The following is a 19,107-nucleotide window of genomic DNA, read 5'->3' on the forward strand; positions in this document are numbered from 1 at the left end:
AGGGGCCATTGGCCCCTCGTATTCGCAGGATCGTCGCCGTTGCACTGGATGCAGCGGCGGCGTGACGTCACAAGGTTTTCGAAACAGGGTTGACCATATCTGACCCCAACCCGGCCGGCAGGGGGGCACAATGTTCTCATTCATCATCAGACGCATCGGCACTATTCTGCTCACGATGCTGTGCCTGACGCTGGTCGTTTTCTTCCTCGTCAATCTCGAACCCAATCTTAAGAAGCTGGCGATCAGCCAGACCGAAATGCACACATCGGCCGAGCAGCTCGAAAGCTGGCTGGTCAATCACGGCTACCGCCAGAACTTCTTCGTCCGCTACGGCCAGTGGCTCGGCGTCTTGCCCAAGCAGCCGATCACGGATCCGGCGACCGGGAAGACGACGCAGCGTTTCTCCTTCTGCAACGACCCGACGGTGCCGACATTCACCGGCGTCATCGACGGTGATTTTGGCTGTTCGACCAAGTTCAAGACCACGGTTGGGGCCAAGTTGTTCCCGGCGCTCGGCGCCACCGGCATCCTGATGTTCTGGGTGCTGGCGGTGATGGTGCCGGTTTCGCTGCTGATCGGCATTCTTGCCGGTATGCGCGAGGGCTCGCGCACCGACCGCGTGCTGTCGGTCGCCTCGATCGCCTCGACGGCGACACCTGAATATGTGTCGGGCGTCATCTTCACCGTCGTCTTCGCCTCCTGGCTCGGCTGGCTGAACGGTTCCGCCGCCTCGGCAAGCCAGGGCATCACTTTCTACAATTTCACGCTGCCGGTGATCACCCTGGCGATCTACGGCATCGGCTACATCGCGCGCATGACGCGCGCCTCGATGGTCGAGGTGATGACGCAGCAATATATCCGCACGGCACGCCTGAAGGGGCTTTCCTTCAAAAGCGTGGTGGTCAAGCACGCGCTGCGCAACGCGTTGATCGCCCCGTTCACCGTGATCATGCTGCAGTTCCCCTGGCTGCTCACCGGCGTCGTCATCGTCGAGGTGATGTTCCGCTACCAGGGCTTCGGCTATACGCTGGTCGAGGCCGCCGGCAACAACGACATCGATCTTCTGCTCGGCTGTTCGCTGGTCTCGGTGTTCATCGTCTTGATCACCCAGCTCATTTCCGACGTCGGCTACGCGTTCCTCAATCCGCGCATCCGCGTTCAGTAGGGAGAAGGCGCATGCAAGCTCAATATATCGGCGCCTCCACCATCATCCTCGAAGTGCTTTGGCGCTTCTGGCCGGTTTGGGTCGCGCTCGCCATCGTCATGGGCGCGAGCTTTCTCTACAAGAAGAAGCTGGCCCTCTATGGCCAGCTGTTCGACAGCGGCGTCGGCATGGCGGGCGTCTTCATCTGCCTGTTCTGGCTGTTCACGGCGATCTTCGCCTCGACCATCTCGCCTTTCGATCCGCTCGGCCAGATCCCGATCATGAAGGACACGCTGCCCGGCGCCATCGAACCGCAATCGGGGCTCGTCTATCTCTTCGGCGGCGACAAGCTGGCGCGCGACGTGTTCTCGCGCATGGTCTATGGCAGCCAGATCGTGCTGATCATCGCGCCCGCCGCGACCGGTTTCGCGCTGATGGTCGGCATCACGCTTGGCCTGCCGGCCGGCTATTACGGCGGCAAGATCGATTCCGTCCTGTCGTTCCTGGCCAACCTGGTGCTGGCTTTCCCGGTGATTCTGCTGTTCTACCTGCTGGTGACGCCGGGCATCATGGACACGCCAATCCCCTATGCGCTGGCGGGTGTCTTCTTCCTGTTTCCGATCATCTTTTTCAGCGTGCTGTTCTGGACCCGCTACAAGAACCGGCCCGACCGGATCTACATCCTGCTTGGTCTGACGCTGATCATAGGCGGCTGGATCTACCTCGGCCTCGTCTTCGACAGGGATCCGCTGCACATCGTCCACATCGATCCCAATCAGCTCAACATCTTCGTGGCTGTGGTGTTCGCCTCCAGCCCCGGCGTGTTCCGCATCGTGCGCGGCCTGACCATGGATATCAAGACTCGCGACTATGTGGCGGCGGCGCAAACGCGCGGTGAATCACCCTGGTACATCATGCTGTGGGAGATCCTGCCCAATGCACGCGGTCCGCTGATCGTCGATGCCTGCCTGCGCATCGGCTACACCACGATCCTGCTCGGCACGCTGGGCTATTTCGGCCTCGGCCTTGCGCCCGAGAGCCCGGACTGGGGCACCGCGATCAAGGACGCCAGCCGATTGCTGCGCTCCTTCATCCACCCGGCGCTGCCGCCGACGATCGCGCTGATGTCGTTCGTGCTGGGGCTCAACCTGTTGGCCGATTCGCTGCGCGAGCAATCGATGAAAGACTGATTGACGGGTCTTGACCCGCATCTGGTATAATTTGGATTGGAGCGACCCATGAACGAGGCAGTTCGAAATCCCGCCAAGCCGACCAATGGGCCGACCAATGGGCCGATCATCGAGATCGAGAACCTGTCGATCTCCTTCTTCACCCGCAAGGGCGAAATACCGGCCGTGATGGATTTTTCCTGCACGGTCATGCCGGGCGAGGCGATGGGCATCGTCGGTGAATCCGGCTGCGGCAAGTCGACCGTGTCGCTCGGCATCATGCGCGACCTGTCCAACATCGGAAAAATCGTCGGCGGCAAGATCAAGTTCCAGGGCAAGGACATGGGCGAGCTCTCCGACGAGGAGCTGCGCGCCATCCGTGGCAACAAGATCGCCATGATTTACCAGGAGCCGATGGCCAGCCTCAATCCGGCGATGAAGATCGGCCAGCAGCTGATGGAAGTGCCGCTGATCCACGACAAGGTGTCGAAGGAAGAGGCCTATTCCAGGGCGCTCGAAATGGTGCGCTCGGTCAAGCTTCCCGATCCCGAGCGCATGATGCGCTCCTATCCGCACCAACTTTCCGGCGGCCAGCAGCAGCGCATCGTCATCGCCATGGCGCTGCTGTCGAAGCCGGCGCTGCTTCTGCTCGACGAGCCGACCACCGCGCTCGATGTGACCGTGGAGGCGGGCATCGTCGATCTGGTCAAGGGTCTCGGCGAGAAGTTCGGCACCTCGATGATCTTCGTCTCGCACAATCTCGGCCTCATCCTGGAAACCTGCGACCGCATCACGGTGATGTATTCGGGCGAGGCGGTAGAGACCGGCAAGATCAAGGACGTCTTCGACCGGATGCGCCACCCCTATACGCAAGGGCTGTTCCGTTCGATCCCGCTGCCGGGCGCGGACAAGAACTCGCGGCCACTGATCTCTATCCCCGGCCAATTGCCACTGCCGCACGAGCGGCCGAAGGGCTGCAATTTCGGCCCGCGCTGTCACCATTTCGTCGAGGGCGTCTGCAACGCCGCCGAGATCCCGATGATCGAGGTCGCGGGACACGAAGGCCATTTCTCGCGCTGCGTGCGCTTCAACGAGATCGACTGGGAAGCGCTGCCGCCCGGTGCCAAGAAGGTCAATGAACGTGTCGTGCCCGGTGCGCCGGTGCTCAAGATCGAGGACCTCCGGAAATACTACAAGGTCGGCGGCAGCGAGGTGTTCGGCTCGAGCGAGGGCCGTGTCGTCAAGGCCAACGAGACGATCTCGTTCATGGCGCGCGAATCCGAGACGGTCGCCATCGTCGGCGAATCCGGCTGCGGCAAGTCGACCCTGGCCAAGGTGCTGCTCGGGCTGGAGACGGCCAGTTCCGGCAGCGTGACGCTGGGCAACAAGGAAATCCAGTCGACCGGCATCGAGAGCCGCAGCGTCGACACCGTGTCGTCGATCCAGATGGTGTTCCAGAATCCATTCGACACGCTCAACCCCAGCCATTCGGTCGGATCGCAGATCATCCGCACGCTGGAAAAATTCAATGTCGGCAAGACGGTCGCCGACCGGCGCAAACGCATGCTGGAACTGCTCGACCTAGTGAAGCTGCCGCGCGCCTTCGAGACCCGGAAGCCGCGACAGCTCTCAGGTGGCCAGAAGCAGCGTATCGGTGTGGCCCGCGCCTTTGCCGGTGACGCCAAGGTGGTGGTGGCCGACGAGCCGGTTTCGGCGCTCGACGTCTCGGTGCAGGCGGCGGTGACCGAATTGCTGATGGACATCCAGCGCAAGAACAAGACGACGATGCTGTTCATCAGCCACGATCTCTCCGTCGTGCGCTACATCGCCGACCGGGTCGTCGTCATGTATCTCGGCTATATCGTCGAGCAGGGCACGACAGACCAGATCTTCGCACCGCCCTACCACCCCTATACCGAGGCGCTGCTGTCGGCGATCCCGATTGCCGACACCAGCGTGATCAAGAAACATGTCGTGCTGGAGGGCGACATCCCCTCGGCGATGAACCCGCCGTCCGGCTGCCCGTTCCAGACACGCTGCGGCTACAAGAAGCTGGTGCCGGACAATCTGTGCGAGACCAAGGTGCCGCCGGTCAAGAACCTCGGCGACGGCCATATGAGCCTGTGCTGGCTTTCCGACGAAGTGCTCAAGACCATGGAGCCGGTGATCAAATTCGACAAGGAACACGCCGCCAATGAGGGCGTGCCGGATGATGCGCCCCATGGCGACGGTCCGGGCTTTGCCGGAACTCCGCCCGACCGGCCGCATGGCAAGACGGCCAGTGCGGAAGCCGACGCCGTGGGGGAGGCCGCCGAGGAGGCCGAAGCCGTTTCACGGGCCCGCCGGCACGAAGTTCGGGACGACGTCTCCGAGACCGGCGATGCCTCTCCGAAGCCCGCCAACGCCACCTCCGCGCCGTTCACGCCAAGGACGCTTGGAGACGGCCGCCAGGCGGAGAACGCACGCGTGGCACCAATTGCTGAGCCGGCGGCGAGGCAGACCCGTCTGGCCGGCGCAAATGTCGACAAGAACCGCCCGTCCGGCATCGCCAAGCCTGCCAAATCCGATGACCTCAAGCTGATCTCCGGCGTCGGCCCGAAGACGGAGGGCATCCTCAATGGCCTCGGCATCTTCACCTACGCTCAGGTCGCCGCATGGAAGAAAGCAGAGCGCGAGTGGGTTGACGATCATCTGAGATTCCACGGCCGTATCGAGCGCGAGGACTGGGTCAAGCAGGCAAAGGCGCTAGCCAAGGGCGGCGAGGCTGAATACATCAAGGTGTTCGGCAAGAAGCCGCGCTGAAAGCCACGACCGTTGCGGCAACACTTTAGTTGCCGCACTGGCTCAGTTGTTGTGCATAATCGCGGGCCATCTTGTCGGTGGCCCGTGCATAGCCCTGTACCCCGGCATCGCCACGATTGCCTCGGCCATAGGCGGTCCAGCCGAGATAGTAGGCGAGATAGAGGTTGTAGGTGTCGTTGCGCGCGACGCCGTAGCTGTCTGATGTCTTGGAATGATACCAGCCTACGAAGTCGACGGCGTCGGCGAATTTCGTTCGCCGTGCCGCCCAATTGCCGGTCTCGCTCTGATATTGCGACCAGGTGCCGTCCAGCGCCTGCGAGAAGCCGGTGGCCGACGAGACGTGTTTCCAGGGGATGAAGCCGAGCAGCTTTGTGCGCGGCGGCCGGGCGTTGCTCTTGAAGCCGGACTCCTTGCGCACGGTGGCCATCAGCACTGGCACCGGCACGCCGTATTTCTGGGACGCGCGCTCGGCCGCCGACTGCCAATTGTCAAACCAGCCGTCATTCTGGTCGAAGACGGCGCAGACATTGTTGATGTGGCTGGGCGCGGTGGCGCAAGCCGAAAGCGCCAACAGCGCGCAAACTGCTACAATTTTACTAAAACTCGACCTACGCATGTGAGGAGCAATAGGCCGAAATCATAAAGGGAATCTTGCTACCGCCGTTAAGGCTTCGCCGGCACCAGCAGATGGGAAAATGCCGTATCGGTATTCCGACGCCGATTGTCGCTTTTTCTAAACAGACATTGCAGATATGCCGCCTTGGCTAAAATCACGCCGGCAAGCGGCGTATTTCTGACAGACCGGCCGCGCTGCCGAAGCTTTGATGCCGGCATGACCGAACCAAGACGCAAGCGCGGCGCCGAGCGCACCAGCAACAGAGGCCCAGCGCCTATCGCGCAGCTGCCGCCCAGGCGGGTGACGAATCCCTATCCGCCGATGGCGTTGTTGTCATCAGACCAGATCGAGGCGATCCATCAGGCGTCGATGCACATATTGGAGAATTTCGGTATCGAGGTGATGAGCCCGCGTGCGCTATCGCTGTTCGAGAAGGCCGGCGCCAAGGTTGATCACGCCTCGGCCAATGTGCGTGTCGATCGCGGCATGATCGATGAGGCGCTGAAGACCACGCGGTCAGACTATACGCTGACCCCACGCAACCCGGCCAAGTCAATCCATCTCGGCGGCAACACCATCAATTTCACGCTTGTGGCCGGTCCTCCCAATGTGCACGACATGGAGCGCGGCCGCCGCGCTGGCAATCTGCGCGACTATGCCGATCTCACCCGCCTGGCGCAGCATTTCAACTGCGTCCACATGCTTGGCAACCAGGTCTGCGCGCCGGTCGAGCTGCCGGCCAACTCACGCCACCTCGACACCTACTTCACCAATCTGACGCTGACCGACAAGAGTTTCCATGTCTCGGCGATCGGTCGGGGCAGGGCTCTGGACGGCATCGAGATGATGGCGATTTCGCGCGGGCTGACGCTGGATCAGATGCGCGATGATCCCGGCATCGCCACCATCATTTCGGTTAACTCGCCGCGCCGCTTCGACGAGATGATGGCCGAGGGGCTGATGACCATGGCCGAGTACGGTCAGTCGGTGGCGGTGACACCGTTCACGCTGATGGGGGCGATGAGCCCGGTGACGCTGGCCGGCGCCCTGGCGCAGCAGAATGCCGAGGCGCTGTTCGGCGTTGTGCTGACGCAACTCGTGCGTCCGGGCGCGCCTGTGATGTACGGCGCCTTCACGTCCAATGTCGACATGAAGTCGGGCGCGCCGGCCTTCGGCACGCCCGAAAATACCAAGGCCAACATCGCCTCGGGACAGTTGGCGCGGCGCTACGGCCTACCATACCGGACGACACCGGGCTCGGCCTCCAACGCCGCCGACGCACAAGGCGCCTATGAGACGCTGATGGCACTGTGGGGCGCGGTGCTCGGCCACGGCAACCTCGTCTACCACGCCGCCGGTTGGCAGGAGGGCGGGCTGACGGCATCGTTCGAGAAATTCATCATCGACATCGAGATGATCCAGCACATGATGGAGTTTTTGCGCCCGATCGTGGTCGACGAGGCCGAGCTTGCCGTCGAGGCATTGGGCGCGGTGCCGACCGGCGGCCATTTCTTCGGCGAGCCGCACACGCTGGAGCGCTATGTGACCGCCTTCTACCAGCCGATGCTCTCCAACTGGCAGAATTTCGAAGCCTGGCAGGAAGCCGGCGGTCTCGACGCAACCGCGCGCGCGACGCGGCTGTGGAAGAAGGCGCTGGAGGATTATATCGAGCCGGCAATGGACATTGCCGTGCGCGAGGAGCTCGAGGCTTACATGGCCAAGCGGCGCGAGGCGATCGGGCAGGGCGAGCCGTGACTTTAGCGTCGGCGCGAGGCACTTCCCATCCCGATTCACATCACCCATCCAACTCGTTGATATCAGAGAAAAATTCATGAAATCGCATGCAAAGGTCGTGGTCATTGGCGGCGGTGTCGTCGGATGTTCCGTGCTGTTCCACCTCGCCCGCCATGGCTGGACCGACATCGTGCTGCTGGAGCGCGACGAGTTGACCTCCGGCTCGACCTGGCACGCGGCTGGCGGCATGCACACGATCAATGGCGACCCCAACGTCGCCAAGCTGCAGAAATACACCATCAACCTTTACAAGGAGATCGAGGAGCTGTCGGGCCAGGCGACCGGCGTCCACCTGACCGGCGGCGTGCTTTTGGCTGCAACCGAGGCGCGGCTTGACTGGCTGCGCGGGGTGGTCGCCAAGGGCCGTTATCTCGGCATCGAGCTGGAGGAAATCTCGCCCAAAGAGGCGGCCGAACTGATGCCGCTGCTCGACCCCAGCCAGTTCGTCGGCGCCGTCCGCAACAAGGAGGACGGCCACCTCGATCCCTCTGGTGTCACGCATGCCTATGCCAAGGCGGCGCGAAAGCTGGGCGCCGAGATCGAACGGTTCACCAAGGTGGAGGACATCGTGCGCCGTCCCGACGGGATGTGGCGCGTCATCACCAACAAGGGCGAGGTGGTGGCCGAGCATGTCGTCAATGCCGGCGGCCTGTGGGCGCGCGAGGTCGGCCGCATGGTCGGGCTCGAACTGCCGGTGCTCGCCATGGAGCACATGTACCTGATCACCGAGGACATGCCGGAGGTCGCTGCCTGGAACCAGAAAACCGGAACCGAGGTCATCCACGCGGTCGATTTCGACGGCGAGCTCTATCTGCGCCAGGAGCGCGGCGGCATGCTGATGGGCACCTATGAGAAGGCCAACAAGCCGTGGTCAGAATACCAGACGCCCTGGAATTTCGGTCATGAATTGCTGGCGCCGGACATCGATCGCATCGCGCCGTCGCTCGAGGTCGGCTTCCGACATTTCCCGGCCTTCCAGAACACCGGCATCAAGCAGATCATCAACGGACCCTTCACTTTCGCGCCGGACGGCAACCCGCTGGTCGGGCCGGTGCGCGGCCTGCCGGGCTTCTGGGTCGCCTGTGGCGTCATGGCCGGCTTCAGCCAGGGCGGCGGCGTTGGTCTGGCGCTGTCCAACTGGATGATCCAGGGCGATCCGGGCGCCGACATCTGGGCGATGGACGTGGCGCGCTACGGCGACTGGGCGACCATGGCCTACACCAATGCCAAGGTGCGCGAAAACTATTCCCGGCGCTTTTCGATCCGCTTTCCCAACGAGGAACTGCCGGCCGGGCGGCCGCTGAAGACGACGCCCGTCTATGACCTGTTGTCGGCCAGGGGCGCGCAATGGGGCGTCGCCTACGGGCTGGAGGTGCCGCTCTGGTACGCGCCGGAAGGCGTCAAGGACGAGTTCTCATGGCGGCGCTCGAGCGACTTCACCCATGTCGCCGCCGAAGTCGCGGCGGTGCGCTCAGGCGTCGGCCTGTCGGAGATATCGAGCTTCGCCAAATACAAGGTGACGGGCGAGGGGGCGGCGGCCTGGCTCGACCGGATGCTCGCCTGCAAGCTGCCGAAGCCCGGTCGCATGACCCTGGCACCGATGCTCAAGGAAGACGGCAGACTGATCGGCGATTTCACGCTGGCCAATCTGGGCCCTCAAGATCGGGAAGAAGGGGGCTGGTTCCTGGCCGGCTCCGGCATTGCCGAGCAATATCACATGCGCTGGTTCGAGCAGCATCTGCCCGATGATGGCTCGGTCCACATCGAAGCGCTGGGGCAAAGGCTCACCGGCCTGTCGATCGCCGGTCCCAAGGCGAGGGACGTGCTGGCGAAAGCCACGCGCTGCGACATATCGAATGCGGCGTTTCCCTTCATGGCTATCGGCAAGATGGATATCGGCATGGCGCCTTGCCTGGTCGGCCGCGTCAGCTACACCGGTGATCTCGGCTACGAGATCTGGGTGGCGCCGGAATATCAGCGTGCGGCGTTCAACGCCTTGATGGCGGTAGGAGAAGAGTTCGGCATCGGCCTGTTTGGCTCGCGCGCGCTCAACGCGCTGCGTCTGGAGAAGAACTATGGCTCATGGGGGCGCGAATACCGGCCGATCTACGGGCCGCTGGAAGCCGGGCTCGACCGCTTCGTCGCTTATGGCAAGGAGGCGGATTTCATCGGCAAGGCGGCGGCGCTGGCCGAGCGCAAACAGGGTGGCAAGCTGCGGCTGCGCGCCTTCATCGTCGATGCCGATGATGCCGATGTCATCGGCGACGAGCCGATCTGGTTCGGCGGCGCGGTGCGCGGCTGGGTGACGTCGGGCGGCTATGCCCATCATTCGCAAAAGTCGGTCGCGGTCGGCTACGTGCCGAAGGAGATCGCCGACGAGAGCGACGGCTTCGAGATCGAGTTGCTCGGCAAGCGGCATGCTGCGCGCATGCAGGCGACGCCGCTGTTCGATGCGAATTTCGAACGAATGCGGGGGTGAGAGATCACCCCCGCATGGGGGATCACACGTTGCGGCGGTTGTCGAGCGCGAAGGCGCCGGCGCCGGCAAAGACCAGATAGAGGAAGATGAAGCAGAACGAGATCGCCGCGTCGCCGCTGTTGTTGACGGGGAAGAAGTCGCGCGGCATGTGCGCCGAGAAATAGGCGATCGCCATTTCACCGGCCAGGAGGAACGCGACCGGGCGGGTGAGAAGGCCGAGCGCCAGCAAGATGCCACCGGCGAATTCGAGGATGCCGGCGGTCGTGGTCAGCCCGGTAAGGGCGTGGGGTTGGGCGCTTACCGGGAAGTTGAACAGTTTCTGGCTGCCGTGTTCGATGAACTGCAGCGCGGTCATGATGCGCAACACCCCAAGCGCCTGCTGCTGGTACTTGGCAAGGCCTTCAAAACGTTTCATCTGAACTCCATTTTTACCCTCCGGCCCGGCGATAGATTATCGCCCAGTGATGGACCATTCACTTCCCCTGGCATGTCATCAACAATCGGTGATTGAAAACGTTCCCCGGTATGCCTTCCCAATATTATTCTCGCCTGGGTTGCATTTTTGTCGCTATGGTTGTATTGACATGGGCACTCTGAACGTGTGGATTTCCTTGCCATGAAAAAAGTTATCATCAGCCTATTCGCACTCGTTGCAGGCACCAGCTTCGCCATGGCCGAGGATGCCGGCTGCGAGGCCTTCAAATGGCCGGTGACGCGTGAACAGGCGCTGTTTCCCGCTGCACCCTCAACGCCGTCCGGAGCAACGCTGGCAGTCGGTGCCGCCGCGGATCTTGCGTTGGTGCCGGCCGAGAAAGCCGGTTTCGCGGTGCCGCCCGAACACGCCCCAGCAGCGGGCACGTTTGGCGCCGTCGCCAGCGTGGCGGTGCCGCCGGAGGGGGCCATCCAGATCAGCCTGTCGGGCGAGGCCTGGATCGATGTCATCCAGGATGGCCATGCGGTGAAATCGGCGGGCTATAGCGGCGTCAGGACCTGCCCCGGCATCCGCAAGAGCGTGCGCTTCAAGCTGGCGGCCGGCCAAGCCACCGTCCAGTTCAGCGGCGCCAAGAAAGAGACCCTCAAGGTCGCGGTGCTGGCGCCGGAATGAGCCGACGCCAGCAAGCGTGATATCAGCGGTTGACGTAGGCGCTACCGCACCGGTGCCATCAAAGCGAAATGCGCACCTTGCGGATCCTGGCATTGCACGATCCAGCTGCCACCGGGGACGTCCATCGGCCCCATCAGGATCTTGCCGCCATTGTCGGTGACGCGTTTGGCGGCCGCGTCGATGGCCGGGACATTGAAATAGAACTGCCAGACCGGCACCGGAATCTGCTCGGGCTTGTTCATGATGCCGCCACCGGATTCAGGGCCGGCGGTAAAGGTCTGGTAGATGCCCATCGGGCCCATGTCGAATTCGCCGGCATTGACCCAGCCGAACTGGCCGGAATAGAAATCGAACGCGGCCTTCCAGTCGCTCGTGTAGAGTTCGTGCCAGCCGATATGGCCCGGCGTGCTGGCCGGCACGACGGGCTGGTCCGGACCGTTCGGCTGCAGGAACATGAAGGTCGCGCCTTGCGGGTCGGCCACGACGGCGAAGCGGCCGACGCCTGGAATGTCGTCGGGCCGGCGGTGAACGGCGCCACCTGCTTTTTCCAGCGACGCCGTTGCTGCGTCGACATCCCTGGCGTGGATATAGCCCAGCCAGGCGGGCGGCATGCCCATCTTGGCCGCATCCTCGGGTATCGTCATCAGGCCGCCGACGCCGCGCTCGCCGACATTCATGACGATATAGCGCGGCATGCCCGGGGTCTTGTCGAAGGGCTCGGCCCGCCAGCCGACCACGGCGGTGTAAAAAGCCTCGGCGGCGTCGAGGTCCGACGTCATCAGTTCGTACCAGAAGAAGGGCATCGGGGATTTTGGCATGGTCGGTCTCCTCACATTTGTGCACCGATCGTCGTTCGATCCATCCTAGGACGATCTCGACGACAGAAATCCGACATCTGGGCTAGAAATCGGAAACGGCAAGGCGCAGCCTCCAGGCATCTTGCATGCCTTGCGATTTTCGCCTTTGCTTGGCGTCGAGAAGGGGGCCTCGATCCATGCGGCAGATGTCACTCACAGCCGAGCTTGTCGCACTGTGCCATCGCGAGGAGGCCGATCCCGGGCCCAGCGGCAGCTGGACACAACTGAGCGACGAGGATTTCCAGGCTCTCTCCGCGCGGCTGTCCGATGAAGCCGATGCGGGGCCGTTATGGGTGTTCGCCTATGGCTCGCTGATCTGGAAGCCGGCTTTCGAGTCTGTCGAACGCCAGCGCGCCACCGCCCATGGCTGGCACCGCTCCTTCTGCATCGACATGGTTCGCTGGCGCGGCAGCGTCGCGCAGCCTGGACTGATGATGGCGCTCGAACGCGGCGGGCGATGCGATGGCGTGATCTATCGTTTGCCGGAAGGGGAGAAGACTGCTCAGATCGAAAGGCTATTGCGGCGCGAAATCGACGATCATGAGAGCGTCGCTTCGGTCAGGTGGGTTCCGGTGCGTACGGCGCAAGGGCCGTTGCGGGCGCTGGGTTTCTGGGTCGGGGTGACGGGTAGAGGCACTTCGCTCGGGCAGCCGCTGGAGACTGTGGCACGGGTGCTGGCGCGCGCCTGCGGCCATGTCGGCTCCGGGGCGGAATACCTTTACAACACGGTCGGCCACCTCGAGGAATTCGGCATCCGCGACCGCAATCTCTGGAAGTTGCAGCAATTGGTAGCCGATGAGATCAGGTCGATCCATGGCATTGGCATGGGCGGCGGCTCTATGCTCGCCTCACCGTCACCTTAACTTGAATGCTTGTGTCATCTTTTAGTTCAGCCTTTTCAGCAGTTTGCGTCAAAAATTGACCAATTGATAAAAAAATAAAACGTGCTAGCCTTCCCCAAAACGAAAACATGGGGAACTGAAAATGCCAGAGGGCCAGTTCAAAGAGGGTATCGTCGGCGGCCGACTTCTGCCCGACCAATACGCGGACAATTTTTCCGACCTGCATCCGCCGCTCGATCATCACGAGGCGCTGGTCGAATCCGACCGCTGTTATTTCTGCTACGACGCGCCGTGCATGAATGCATGCCCGACCTCGATCGACATTCCGCTGTTCATCCGCCAGATCTCGACCGGCAACCCGATCGGGTCGGCCAAGACCATCTTCGACCAGAACATCCTGGGCGGCATGTGCGCCCGCGTCTGCCCGACCGAGACACTGTGCGAGGAGGTCTGCGTGCGCGAGGTGGCGGAAGGCAAGCCGGTGCAGATCGGCCGCCTGCAGCGCTACGCCACCGATGTCGCGATGAGCGAGAACAAGCAGTTTTATCCACGTGCCGAACCAACAGGGAAGGCGGTCGCCGTGGTCGGCGCCGGCCCGGCCGGCCTTGCCGCGGCGCACCGGCTCGCCCGCCATGGCCATGACGTGACCATCCTGGAGGCGCGCCCGAAGGCCGGCGGCCTCAACGAATACGGCATCGCCGCCTACAAGAGCGTCGACAACTTCGCCCAGGCCGAGGTCGACTATGTCACCGCGATCGGCGGCATCGACATCCAGAACGGCAAGGCGCTCGGCCGCGACTACCAACTCTCCGACCTGATCCGCAATTACGATGCGGTGTTCCTCGGCATGGGGCTGGGCGGCGTCAACGCGCTGCGCGCCGACGGCGAGGACGCGGCCGGCGTCACCAACGCGGTCGAATTCATTGCCGAACTGCGCCAGGCCAGCGATCTTTCAGCCTTGGCGGTCGGCCGCCGCGTCGTCGTCATCGGCGGCGGCATGACGGCGATCGATGCCGCCGTGCAGTCGAAGCTGCTTGGCGCCGAGGAGGTGACGATCTGCTATCGGCGCGGCCAGGAGCATATGAACGCCTCCGAATTCGAGCAGGACCTGGCCGCCGCCAACGGCGTCACCATCCGTCATTGGCTGCAACCGAAGCGCGTGATTGCCGAAGGTGGTAAGGTGTCGGGCATCGAACTCGAATACACCGCGCTCGACGGTGACAAGCTTGCCGGCACCGGCGAGACGCTGACACTGGTTGCCGACCAGGTGTTCAAGGCGATCGGCCAGAGTTTTGTGCCGGTCGCACTCAACGGCAGCGGGGCGTCGATCGACCTCGAAGCCGGCCGCATCAAGGTTGACGAGGAAGGGCGCACCTCGCTGGCCAAGGTCTGGGCCGGCGGCGATTGTATTTTTGGTGGTGATGACCTGACGGTCTCAGCCGTTGCGCAAGGACGCGATGCGGCCGAAAGCATGCATCGGGCTCTAGCTGGAGGAAGCTGGAATGCCTAATGTCGTCAAGTTCGTTGGGGTTTTAGGCACGAGCCTATTGCTGTTCTCTGCCAACGCCTCGGCTCATCGGGTGACCAGATTTTTTGACGAACCGGAAGTTCCGGCAGGGAAGGGTTTCTCTCCTATGCTTGGATGTGGGAACGAGGAGCTCATCTCTGGGGGTTACGTGCTTGATATCCCGCCAGCCAACCCTAATGCGTTGGTTGTGTCGGCAAGTTATCCGTTCAGCGACCATGTATGGCAGGTCGTCGTCCGAAACATTTCGAGCGAGCCTGTCGCAGTTCAGATCACTATTGTTGTCATCTGTGGTTAGCGGAGAGAAACATGGCAGACATCCGCAATAATTTCGTCGGCATAAAATCTCCCAATCCGTTCTGGCTAGCCTCGGCGCCGCCGACGGACAAAGCCTATAATGTCATCCGTGCCTTCAAGGCAGGGTGGGGCGGTGTCGTCTGGAAGACGCTCGGCGAGGAAGGCCCGCCGGTGGTCAACGTCAACGGTCCGCGCTACGGCGCGATCTGGGGCGCCGACCGGCGCCTGCTCGGCCTCAACAATATCGAGCTGATCACCGACCGCGATTTGCAGACCAATCTGCGCGAGATGAAGCAGGTCAAGATGGACTGGCCCGACCGCGCGCTGATCGCTTCGATCATGGTGCCTTGCGTCGAGGAAAGCTGGAAATCCATTCTGCCGCTGGTCGAGGAGACGGGCGCCGACGGCATCGAGCTCAATTTCGGCTGCCCGCATGGCATGTCGGAGCGTGGCATGGGCGCGGCCGTCGGCCAGGTGCCGGAATATATCGAAATGGTGGTGCGCTGGTGCAAGCAGTACACGCGCATGCCCGTCATCACCAAGCTGACGCCCAACATCACCGATATCCGCAAGCCGGCGCGGGCCGCACATGCCGGTGGCACCGACGCGGTATCGCTGATCAACACCATCAACTCGATCACCGGCGTCAATCTCGACAGCTTCGCGCCGGAGCCGACCATCGACGGCAAGGGCTCGCATGGCGGCTATTGCGGGCCGGCGGTGAAGCCGATCGCCATGAACATGGTGGCCGAGATCGCCCGCGACCCCGAAACCCGCGGCCTGCCGATCTCCGGCATCGGCGGTATCACCACGTGGCGCGACGCCGCCGAATTCATGGCGCTGGGCGCCGGCAATGTGCAGGTCTGCACGGCGGCGATGACCTACGGCTTCAAGATCGTGCAGGAGATGATCGCCGGTCTCGAAAACTGGATGGACGAGAAGGGCCACCGCTCGCTCGACGACGTCATCGGCCGTGCCACGCCAAACGTCACGGACTGGCAATATCTCAACCTCAACTATGTCGCCAAGGCGCGTATCGACCAGGACGCCTGCATCAAATGCGGCCGCTGCCACATCGCCTGCGAGGACACTTCCCACCAGGCGATCACCAGCATGGTCAACGGCGTCAGGCATTTCGAGGTGATCGAGGCCGAATGCGTCGGCTGCAATTTGTGCGTCAATGTCTGCCCGGTCGACAATTGCATCACCATGGAGCCGCTGGCGGCGGGCGCGATGGACCAGCGCACCGGCAGACCGGTGTCGCCGGTCTACGCCAACTGGACGACACACCCGAACAACCCGATGGCCAAGGTGGCGGCGGAGTAGGGTTTGCTCCAGCATAAGAAGGGCTGTTTGGCAGAACTTAGGTTCCTCGCCCCACGAAAGTGGGGAGAGCGACTGTCTGGGGTGTCAAGTTGCATTTGCGAATTCGCTTCTCGCGTCGCGTGCTTTTGCATTGAGGATGACGAGCAGTTTTCTGGCGAGTGCGATGCGGATGAGCATTTTGGGTTTCCCCGCCTGTTGCAACCGCTGAGCGAAGGCTTTGAGATGAGGATCGAATTTGGCCACGATGGCTGCGACGATGAAGAGGATGCCACGCGGCCCGGCGCGTCCGCCGCGCACATGCCTGTTGCCGGCGCGCCTGCCGCTGTCGTTGGCGATGGGGGCGAGGCCTGCCAGCTTGGCGATGGCCTTGTTGGAGATGAGACCGATCTCGGGCAGTTCGGCCATCAGGACGGTGCGGCCGGCCACGCCCTTGAGGGAACGGAAGGCCCGCTCCAGCCTGGACCACAGCGGATCGTCGTCGAGCATCGAGGCGATCTCACCCTCCAGGCGCCGCTGCTCGCGCTTGAGGAAGGCCAGCATCGCCTCGATGCTGGCGCATGTCTCGGCATCGCGTGCGGCACTTCTGCGCTGCTTGTTGATGGTCGCATCGCCGACAACCTGGCAAAGCCGCCCAACCAGCGCGGCAAGCCGCTGCTGGGCAGCGCTCGGCGGTGGCGTCGGGACCGTCTTCTTCACCGCGCTGTAATGGGCAATGACAGCAGCGTCGATCCGATCGGTCTTTTCCAGATAGCCCATCGCCTCGGCGAAGCGACGCACGCTCTTGGCATTGACCACGCAGCATGGCATGCCGTGCGCCCACAAAAGCATGAACCCCAGCCGCTCATAACCGCCCGAGGCCTCCATCACCGCGTGGGCTGCACCATGGCTGCGGCAGAACAGCCAAAGAGCTGCGATCCCCGTCGCATCATTGGTGAAGCGCTCTGCCGCCCCTTCCGGCCAGACATGCGCGTCCAGCCAATCCTTCGAAACATCAACTCCACAAATGATCTTGTTCACGGCAACCTGCCTTGTGCGTACGGTTGGAACCAAGCGACTGTTCGGTCGTGCGTGACGAAGGCGAAGATCCCAAGCTCTCCCGCGGCTGTAACCTCAGGTGGTACGGGCGACTTCGCCAAGCCAAGGTCCGGGCGGTCACCCGGGCCTTGGCTCAATCGCTTCATTCCCACAAAATCTCTCTTGTGTAGATACAAGGTGGCCCGGCGAAGCCGGGACGGAGAGGGGACTTCGGGACGACTGGGAACTGCCCAAGGCTCCTGATCGCCTTTACTCGCGCATCCTCCTCACCGGTTGCATCTTCACAAAGGTCGTCCCCCTCTCCGTCCCGGCTTCGCCGGGCCACCTCTCCCCCGCTCCGCGGGGTGCGAGGAACCAAGTCTTGCTAAGCGGCGTGCCGGAACCATCAGAATTAGCGGGCAATCTCCATTTTTCTATTGCAGATAAAAATTATCCACGATAAAATATATCCATGAATTGGAGATTGGCATCATGAAGCTGGGCGAGGGCGTTGAGGCGGCCATCCACTGCGCGGCCACCCTGGCGAGCGTCGACGGCAACAGCACCATGCCGGGCGCTGCGCTGGCGGAATCCTTTGGCCTATCGGCGAGCTATTTGCTGAAGCATCTCAAGATGCTGGCGGCGTCCGGTGTTCTGGAATCGGTGCCGGGTCCGGCCGGTGGCTACCGGCTGGCACGGCCTGCCGAGCGCATAACACTGCTTGACATCGTGCTGGCCATCGAAGGGCGCGAGCCGGCGTTTCGCTGCGGCGAGATCCGTCGCAACGGTCCGGTCAAGCTGGATGCCTCGGCCTATATTAAACCCTGTGGCATCAATGCCGCGATGTTGAAGGCGGAGCGCGCCTACCGGGCAGCGCTGGCCGAGGTGAAGTTGTCTGACATCGTGGCGGATTACGCAGCGGAAGGCGACCCCAGATCGTTTGCCGCGAGCTGCGCCTTTGTCGAGCGTCATCAGCGGCCGCAGAAATCCAGTTCAACCGACCAAGCCTAACCTCCCCAAGGATGCGAAAGGAAAGACAATGAAACAGAGAATGCAGTTTTTCGCCAAGGCGCCGGAAATCATGAAGGCGGTGTCGGCGCTCAACAAGGCGGTCGACGAATGCGGACTGGAGGCGAGCCTGCTGCACCTGATCAAGCTCAGGGCCTCGCAGATCAATGGCTGTTCCTTCTGCGTCGAGATGCACAGCCGCGAGGCCAGGCGCGACGGTGAGACCGAACAGCGGCTCTATCTGATCGCCGCCTGGAAGGAATCGCCGCTCTTCTCCGAGCGGGAACGCGCCGCCCTCGCCTGGACCGAGGCAGTGACGCTGATCGCCAAAAATGGTGTGCCGGACCAGCTTTACATCCGCACGCTGGAGCATTTTTCGGAAGAGGAACTGGTCAAGCTGTCCGTCGCGGTCGGCATGATCAACACCTGGAACCGGCTTTGCATCCCGTTCCATGCCATCCATCCGATGCCGGCCGCCAAGGCGGCCTGATCGTTCCATAATCATGCGGGTCTGTTGAGGGCCCGCCTCGCTTTGATCTCCGGCGGATTCGGCGCATATGATGGCTCTGCGTTAATCGCTCTGTCGCGATTGTCCTGTATTGGCAAATACAGGTTCGCCCGTCGGAGCGTTCATGGAGCAGAGCGGGACTGCATTCTGGGCACGCGTTTCGGAAGCCTTCCATCAGGCGCTGTTTCCGTTCCGAGCTGTTGCGGAAGCCGTTGGCGGGCATCCGAGCGATATTCAGATATGGTGCTTCCTGTGTGGCGTCTTCTTCCTGGTGCTCGTCGCCATACAGACCTATGGTGACATCGTGCTCAGGCGACGCGGCGCCTTTGCCACCGGCAAGGTGGTCAGGATCGACAAATCGAGCGATGGGCCGGATACGCCGGTCATCGAATTCACCGATCGGCTGGGCAAGACGTGGCGTTTCGAGTCGCATCTGCCAGTCAACACAACGACCAGCAATGTCGGCGCGCTGGTCGAGGTAATGTACGATCCCCTTCACCCAAAGCGGGCACGCGAAGTGGGCCGCTCGTTGGCGAAGGCAGTTCACCTCGTTGTCTGGTATGCGGTCGTTGCCGGGCTGATGGTGCTTGCCTTCTCGCCCGGCCTCATTTCCAATTAACT

General features: G+C 62.6%; 16 protein-coding genes and 1 pseudogene. 13 read left to right on the top strand and 4 right to left on the bottom strand.

The genetic code is table 11. From position 1 onward, the window contains the following. Nucleotides 1-130: 130 nt before the first annotated feature. From FJ970_RS14890 to FJ970_RS14900, 3 genes and pseudogenes are all read left to right on the top strand, one after another. On the top strand, nucleotides 131-1,165 hold the full coding sequence (locus tag FJ970_RS14890; RefSeq protein WP_140759047.1) for an ABC transporter permease: 1,035 nt from the start codon (nucleotides 131-133) through the stop codon (nucleotides 1,163-1,165). A gap of 11 nt (nucleotides 1,166-1,176) precedes the next feature. Continuing rightward, on the top strand, nucleotides 1,177-2,334 hold the full coding sequence (locus FJ970_RS14895; protein WP_140759045.1) for an ABC transporter permease: 1,158 nt from the start codon (nucleotides 1,177-1,179) through the stop codon (nucleotides 2,332-2,334). Between the two features lie 48 nt (nucleotides 2,335-2,382). After that, nucleotides 2,383-4,707: pseudogene (locus FJ970_RS14900) on the top strand (dipeptide ABC transporter ATP-binding protein); the annotation flags it as partial. 433 nt (nucleotides 4,708-5,140) lie between these two features. Here FJ970_RS14900 and FJ970_RS14905 read toward each other — a convergent pair. Beyond that, nucleotides 5,141-5,731 (bottom strand): transglycosylase SLT domain-containing protein, encoded by a 591-nt coding sequence (locus FJ970_RS14905; RefSeq protein WP_140759041.1) that lies wholly within the window; start codon nucleotides 5,729-5,731, stop codon nucleotides 5,141-5,143. 216 nt (nucleotides 5,732-5,947) lie between these two features. Between FJ970_RS14905 and FJ970_RS14910 the strand changes: the two genes are divergently transcribed. Together FJ970_RS14910 and FJ970_RS14915 are read left to right on the top strand one after the other, a co-directional pair. Then, nucleotides 5,948-7,486 (top strand): trimethylamine methyltransferase family protein, encoded by a 1,539-nt coding sequence (locus tag FJ970_RS14910; protein ID WP_140759039.1) that lies wholly within the window; start codon nucleotides 5,948-5,950, stop codon nucleotides 7,484-7,486. 76 nt (nucleotides 7,487-7,562) lie between these two features. Continuing rightward, a complete protein-coding gene (locus tag FJ970_RS14915) occupies nucleotides 7,563-10,004 on the top strand; it encodes a GcvT family protein (RefSeq protein ID WP_140759037.1) in 2,442 nt (813 codons plus the stop codon). 22 nt (nucleotides 10,005-10,026) lie between these two features. Here the strand turns inward: FJ970_RS14915 and FJ970_RS14920 are convergent, their stop codons facing one another. Beyond that, entirely contained in the window at nucleotides 10,027-10,419 is a 393-nt protein-coding gene (locus tag FJ970_RS14920; protein ID WP_140759035.1) for a DoxX family protein, read from the bottom strand. A 201-nt stretch (nucleotides 10,420-10,620) separates the two neighbouring features. Here FJ970_RS14920 and FJ970_RS14925 point away from each other — a divergent pair, with 201 nt between their 5' ends. Then, on the top strand, nucleotides 10,621-11,109 hold the full coding sequence (locus tag FJ970_RS14925) for a hypothetical protein (protein WP_140759033.1): 489 nt from the start codon (nucleotides 10,621-10,623) through the stop codon (nucleotides 11,107-11,109). A gap of 41 nt (nucleotides 11,110-11,150) precedes the next feature. Here the strand turns inward: FJ970_RS14925 and FJ970_RS14930 are convergent, their stop codons facing one another. Beyond that, the gene (locus FJ970_RS14930; protein ID WP_140759031.1) at nucleotides 11,151-11,927 is read right to left on the bottom strand and encodes a VOC family protein; all 777 of its coding nucleotides are present in this window, start codon (nucleotides 11,925-11,927) and stop codon (nucleotides 11,151-11,153) included. A gap of 176 nt (nucleotides 11,928-12,103) precedes the next feature. Here FJ970_RS14930 and FJ970_RS14935 point away from each other — a divergent pair, with 176 nt between their 5' ends. The 4 genes from FJ970_RS14935 (at nucleotide 12,104) to preA (ending at nucleotide 15,956) form a co-directional block, all read left to right on the top strand. Next, complete coding sequence (locus FJ970_RS14935) at nucleotides 12,104-12,829, top strand: gamma-glutamylcyclotransferase (RefSeq protein ID WP_140759029.1); 726 nt, start codon at nucleotides 12,104-12,106, stop codon at nucleotides 12,827-12,829. 121 nt (nucleotides 12,830-12,950) lie between these two features. Beyond that, on the top strand, nucleotides 12,951-14,318 hold the full coding sequence (locus FJ970_RS14940; protein ID WP_140759027.1) for an NAD(P)-dependent oxidoreductase: 1,368 nt from the start codon (nucleotides 12,951-12,953) through the stop codon (nucleotides 14,316-14,318). Next, a complete protein-coding gene (locus FJ970_RS14945; RefSeq protein WP_140759025.1) occupies nucleotides 14,311-14,631 on the top strand; it encodes a hypothetical protein in 321 nt (106 codons plus the stop codon). Before FJ970_RS14940 ends, FJ970_RS14945 begins: the two co-directional genes overlap by 8 nt. A gap of 11 nt (nucleotides 14,632-14,642) precedes the next feature. Then, the gene (gene preA / locus FJ970_RS14950) at nucleotides 14,643-15,956 is read left to right on the top strand and encodes an NAD-dependent dihydropyrimidine dehydrogenase subunit PreA (protein ID WP_140759023.1); all 1,314 of its coding nucleotides are present in this window, start codon (nucleotides 14,643-14,645) and stop codon (nucleotides 15,954-15,956) included. A gap of 84 nt (nucleotides 15,957-16,040) precedes the next feature. Here preA and FJ970_RS14955 read toward each other — a convergent pair whose 3' ends face one another. Continuing rightward, nucleotides 16,041-16,973, bottom strand: a complete 933-nt coding sequence (locus FJ970_RS14955; RefSeq protein ID WP_140759021.1) for an IS110 family transposase — start codon at nucleotides 16,971-16,973, stop codon at nucleotides 16,041-16,043. Between the two features lie 489 nt (nucleotides 16,974-17,462). Here FJ970_RS14955 and FJ970_RS14960 point away from each other — a divergent pair, with 489 nt between their 5' ends. The 3 genes from FJ970_RS14960 to FJ970_RS14970 all read left to right on the top strand — a co-directional run bounded on the left by FJ970_RS14960 (nucleotide 17,463) and on the right by FJ970_RS14970 (nucleotide 19,105). Continuing rightward, on the top strand, nucleotides 17,463-17,981 hold the full coding sequence (locus FJ970_RS14960) for an RrF2 family transcriptional regulator (protein WP_140759019.1): 519 nt from the start codon (nucleotides 17,463-17,465) through the stop codon (nucleotides 17,979-17,981). A gap of 28 nt (nucleotides 17,982-18,009) precedes the next feature. Then, complete coding sequence (locus FJ970_RS14965) at nucleotides 18,010-18,468, top strand: carboxymuconolactone decarboxylase family protein (protein WP_140759018.1); 459 nt, start codon at nucleotides 18,010-18,012, stop codon at nucleotides 18,466-18,468. 142 nt (nucleotides 18,469-18,610) lie between these two features. Next, nucleotides 18,611-19,105 (top strand): DUF3592 domain-containing protein, encoded by a 495-nt coding sequence (locus tag FJ970_RS14970; RefSeq protein ID WP_140759017.1) that lies wholly within the window; start codon nucleotides 18,611-18,613, stop codon nucleotides 19,103-19,105. Nucleotides 19,106-19,107: the final 2 nt, after the last annotated feature.

The sequence above is a fragment of the Mesorhizobium sp. B2-1-8 genome, assembly GCF_006442545.2.
Taxonomy (GTDB): Bacteria; Pseudomonadota; Alphaproteobacteria; order Rhizobiales; family Rhizobiaceae; genus Mesorhizobium.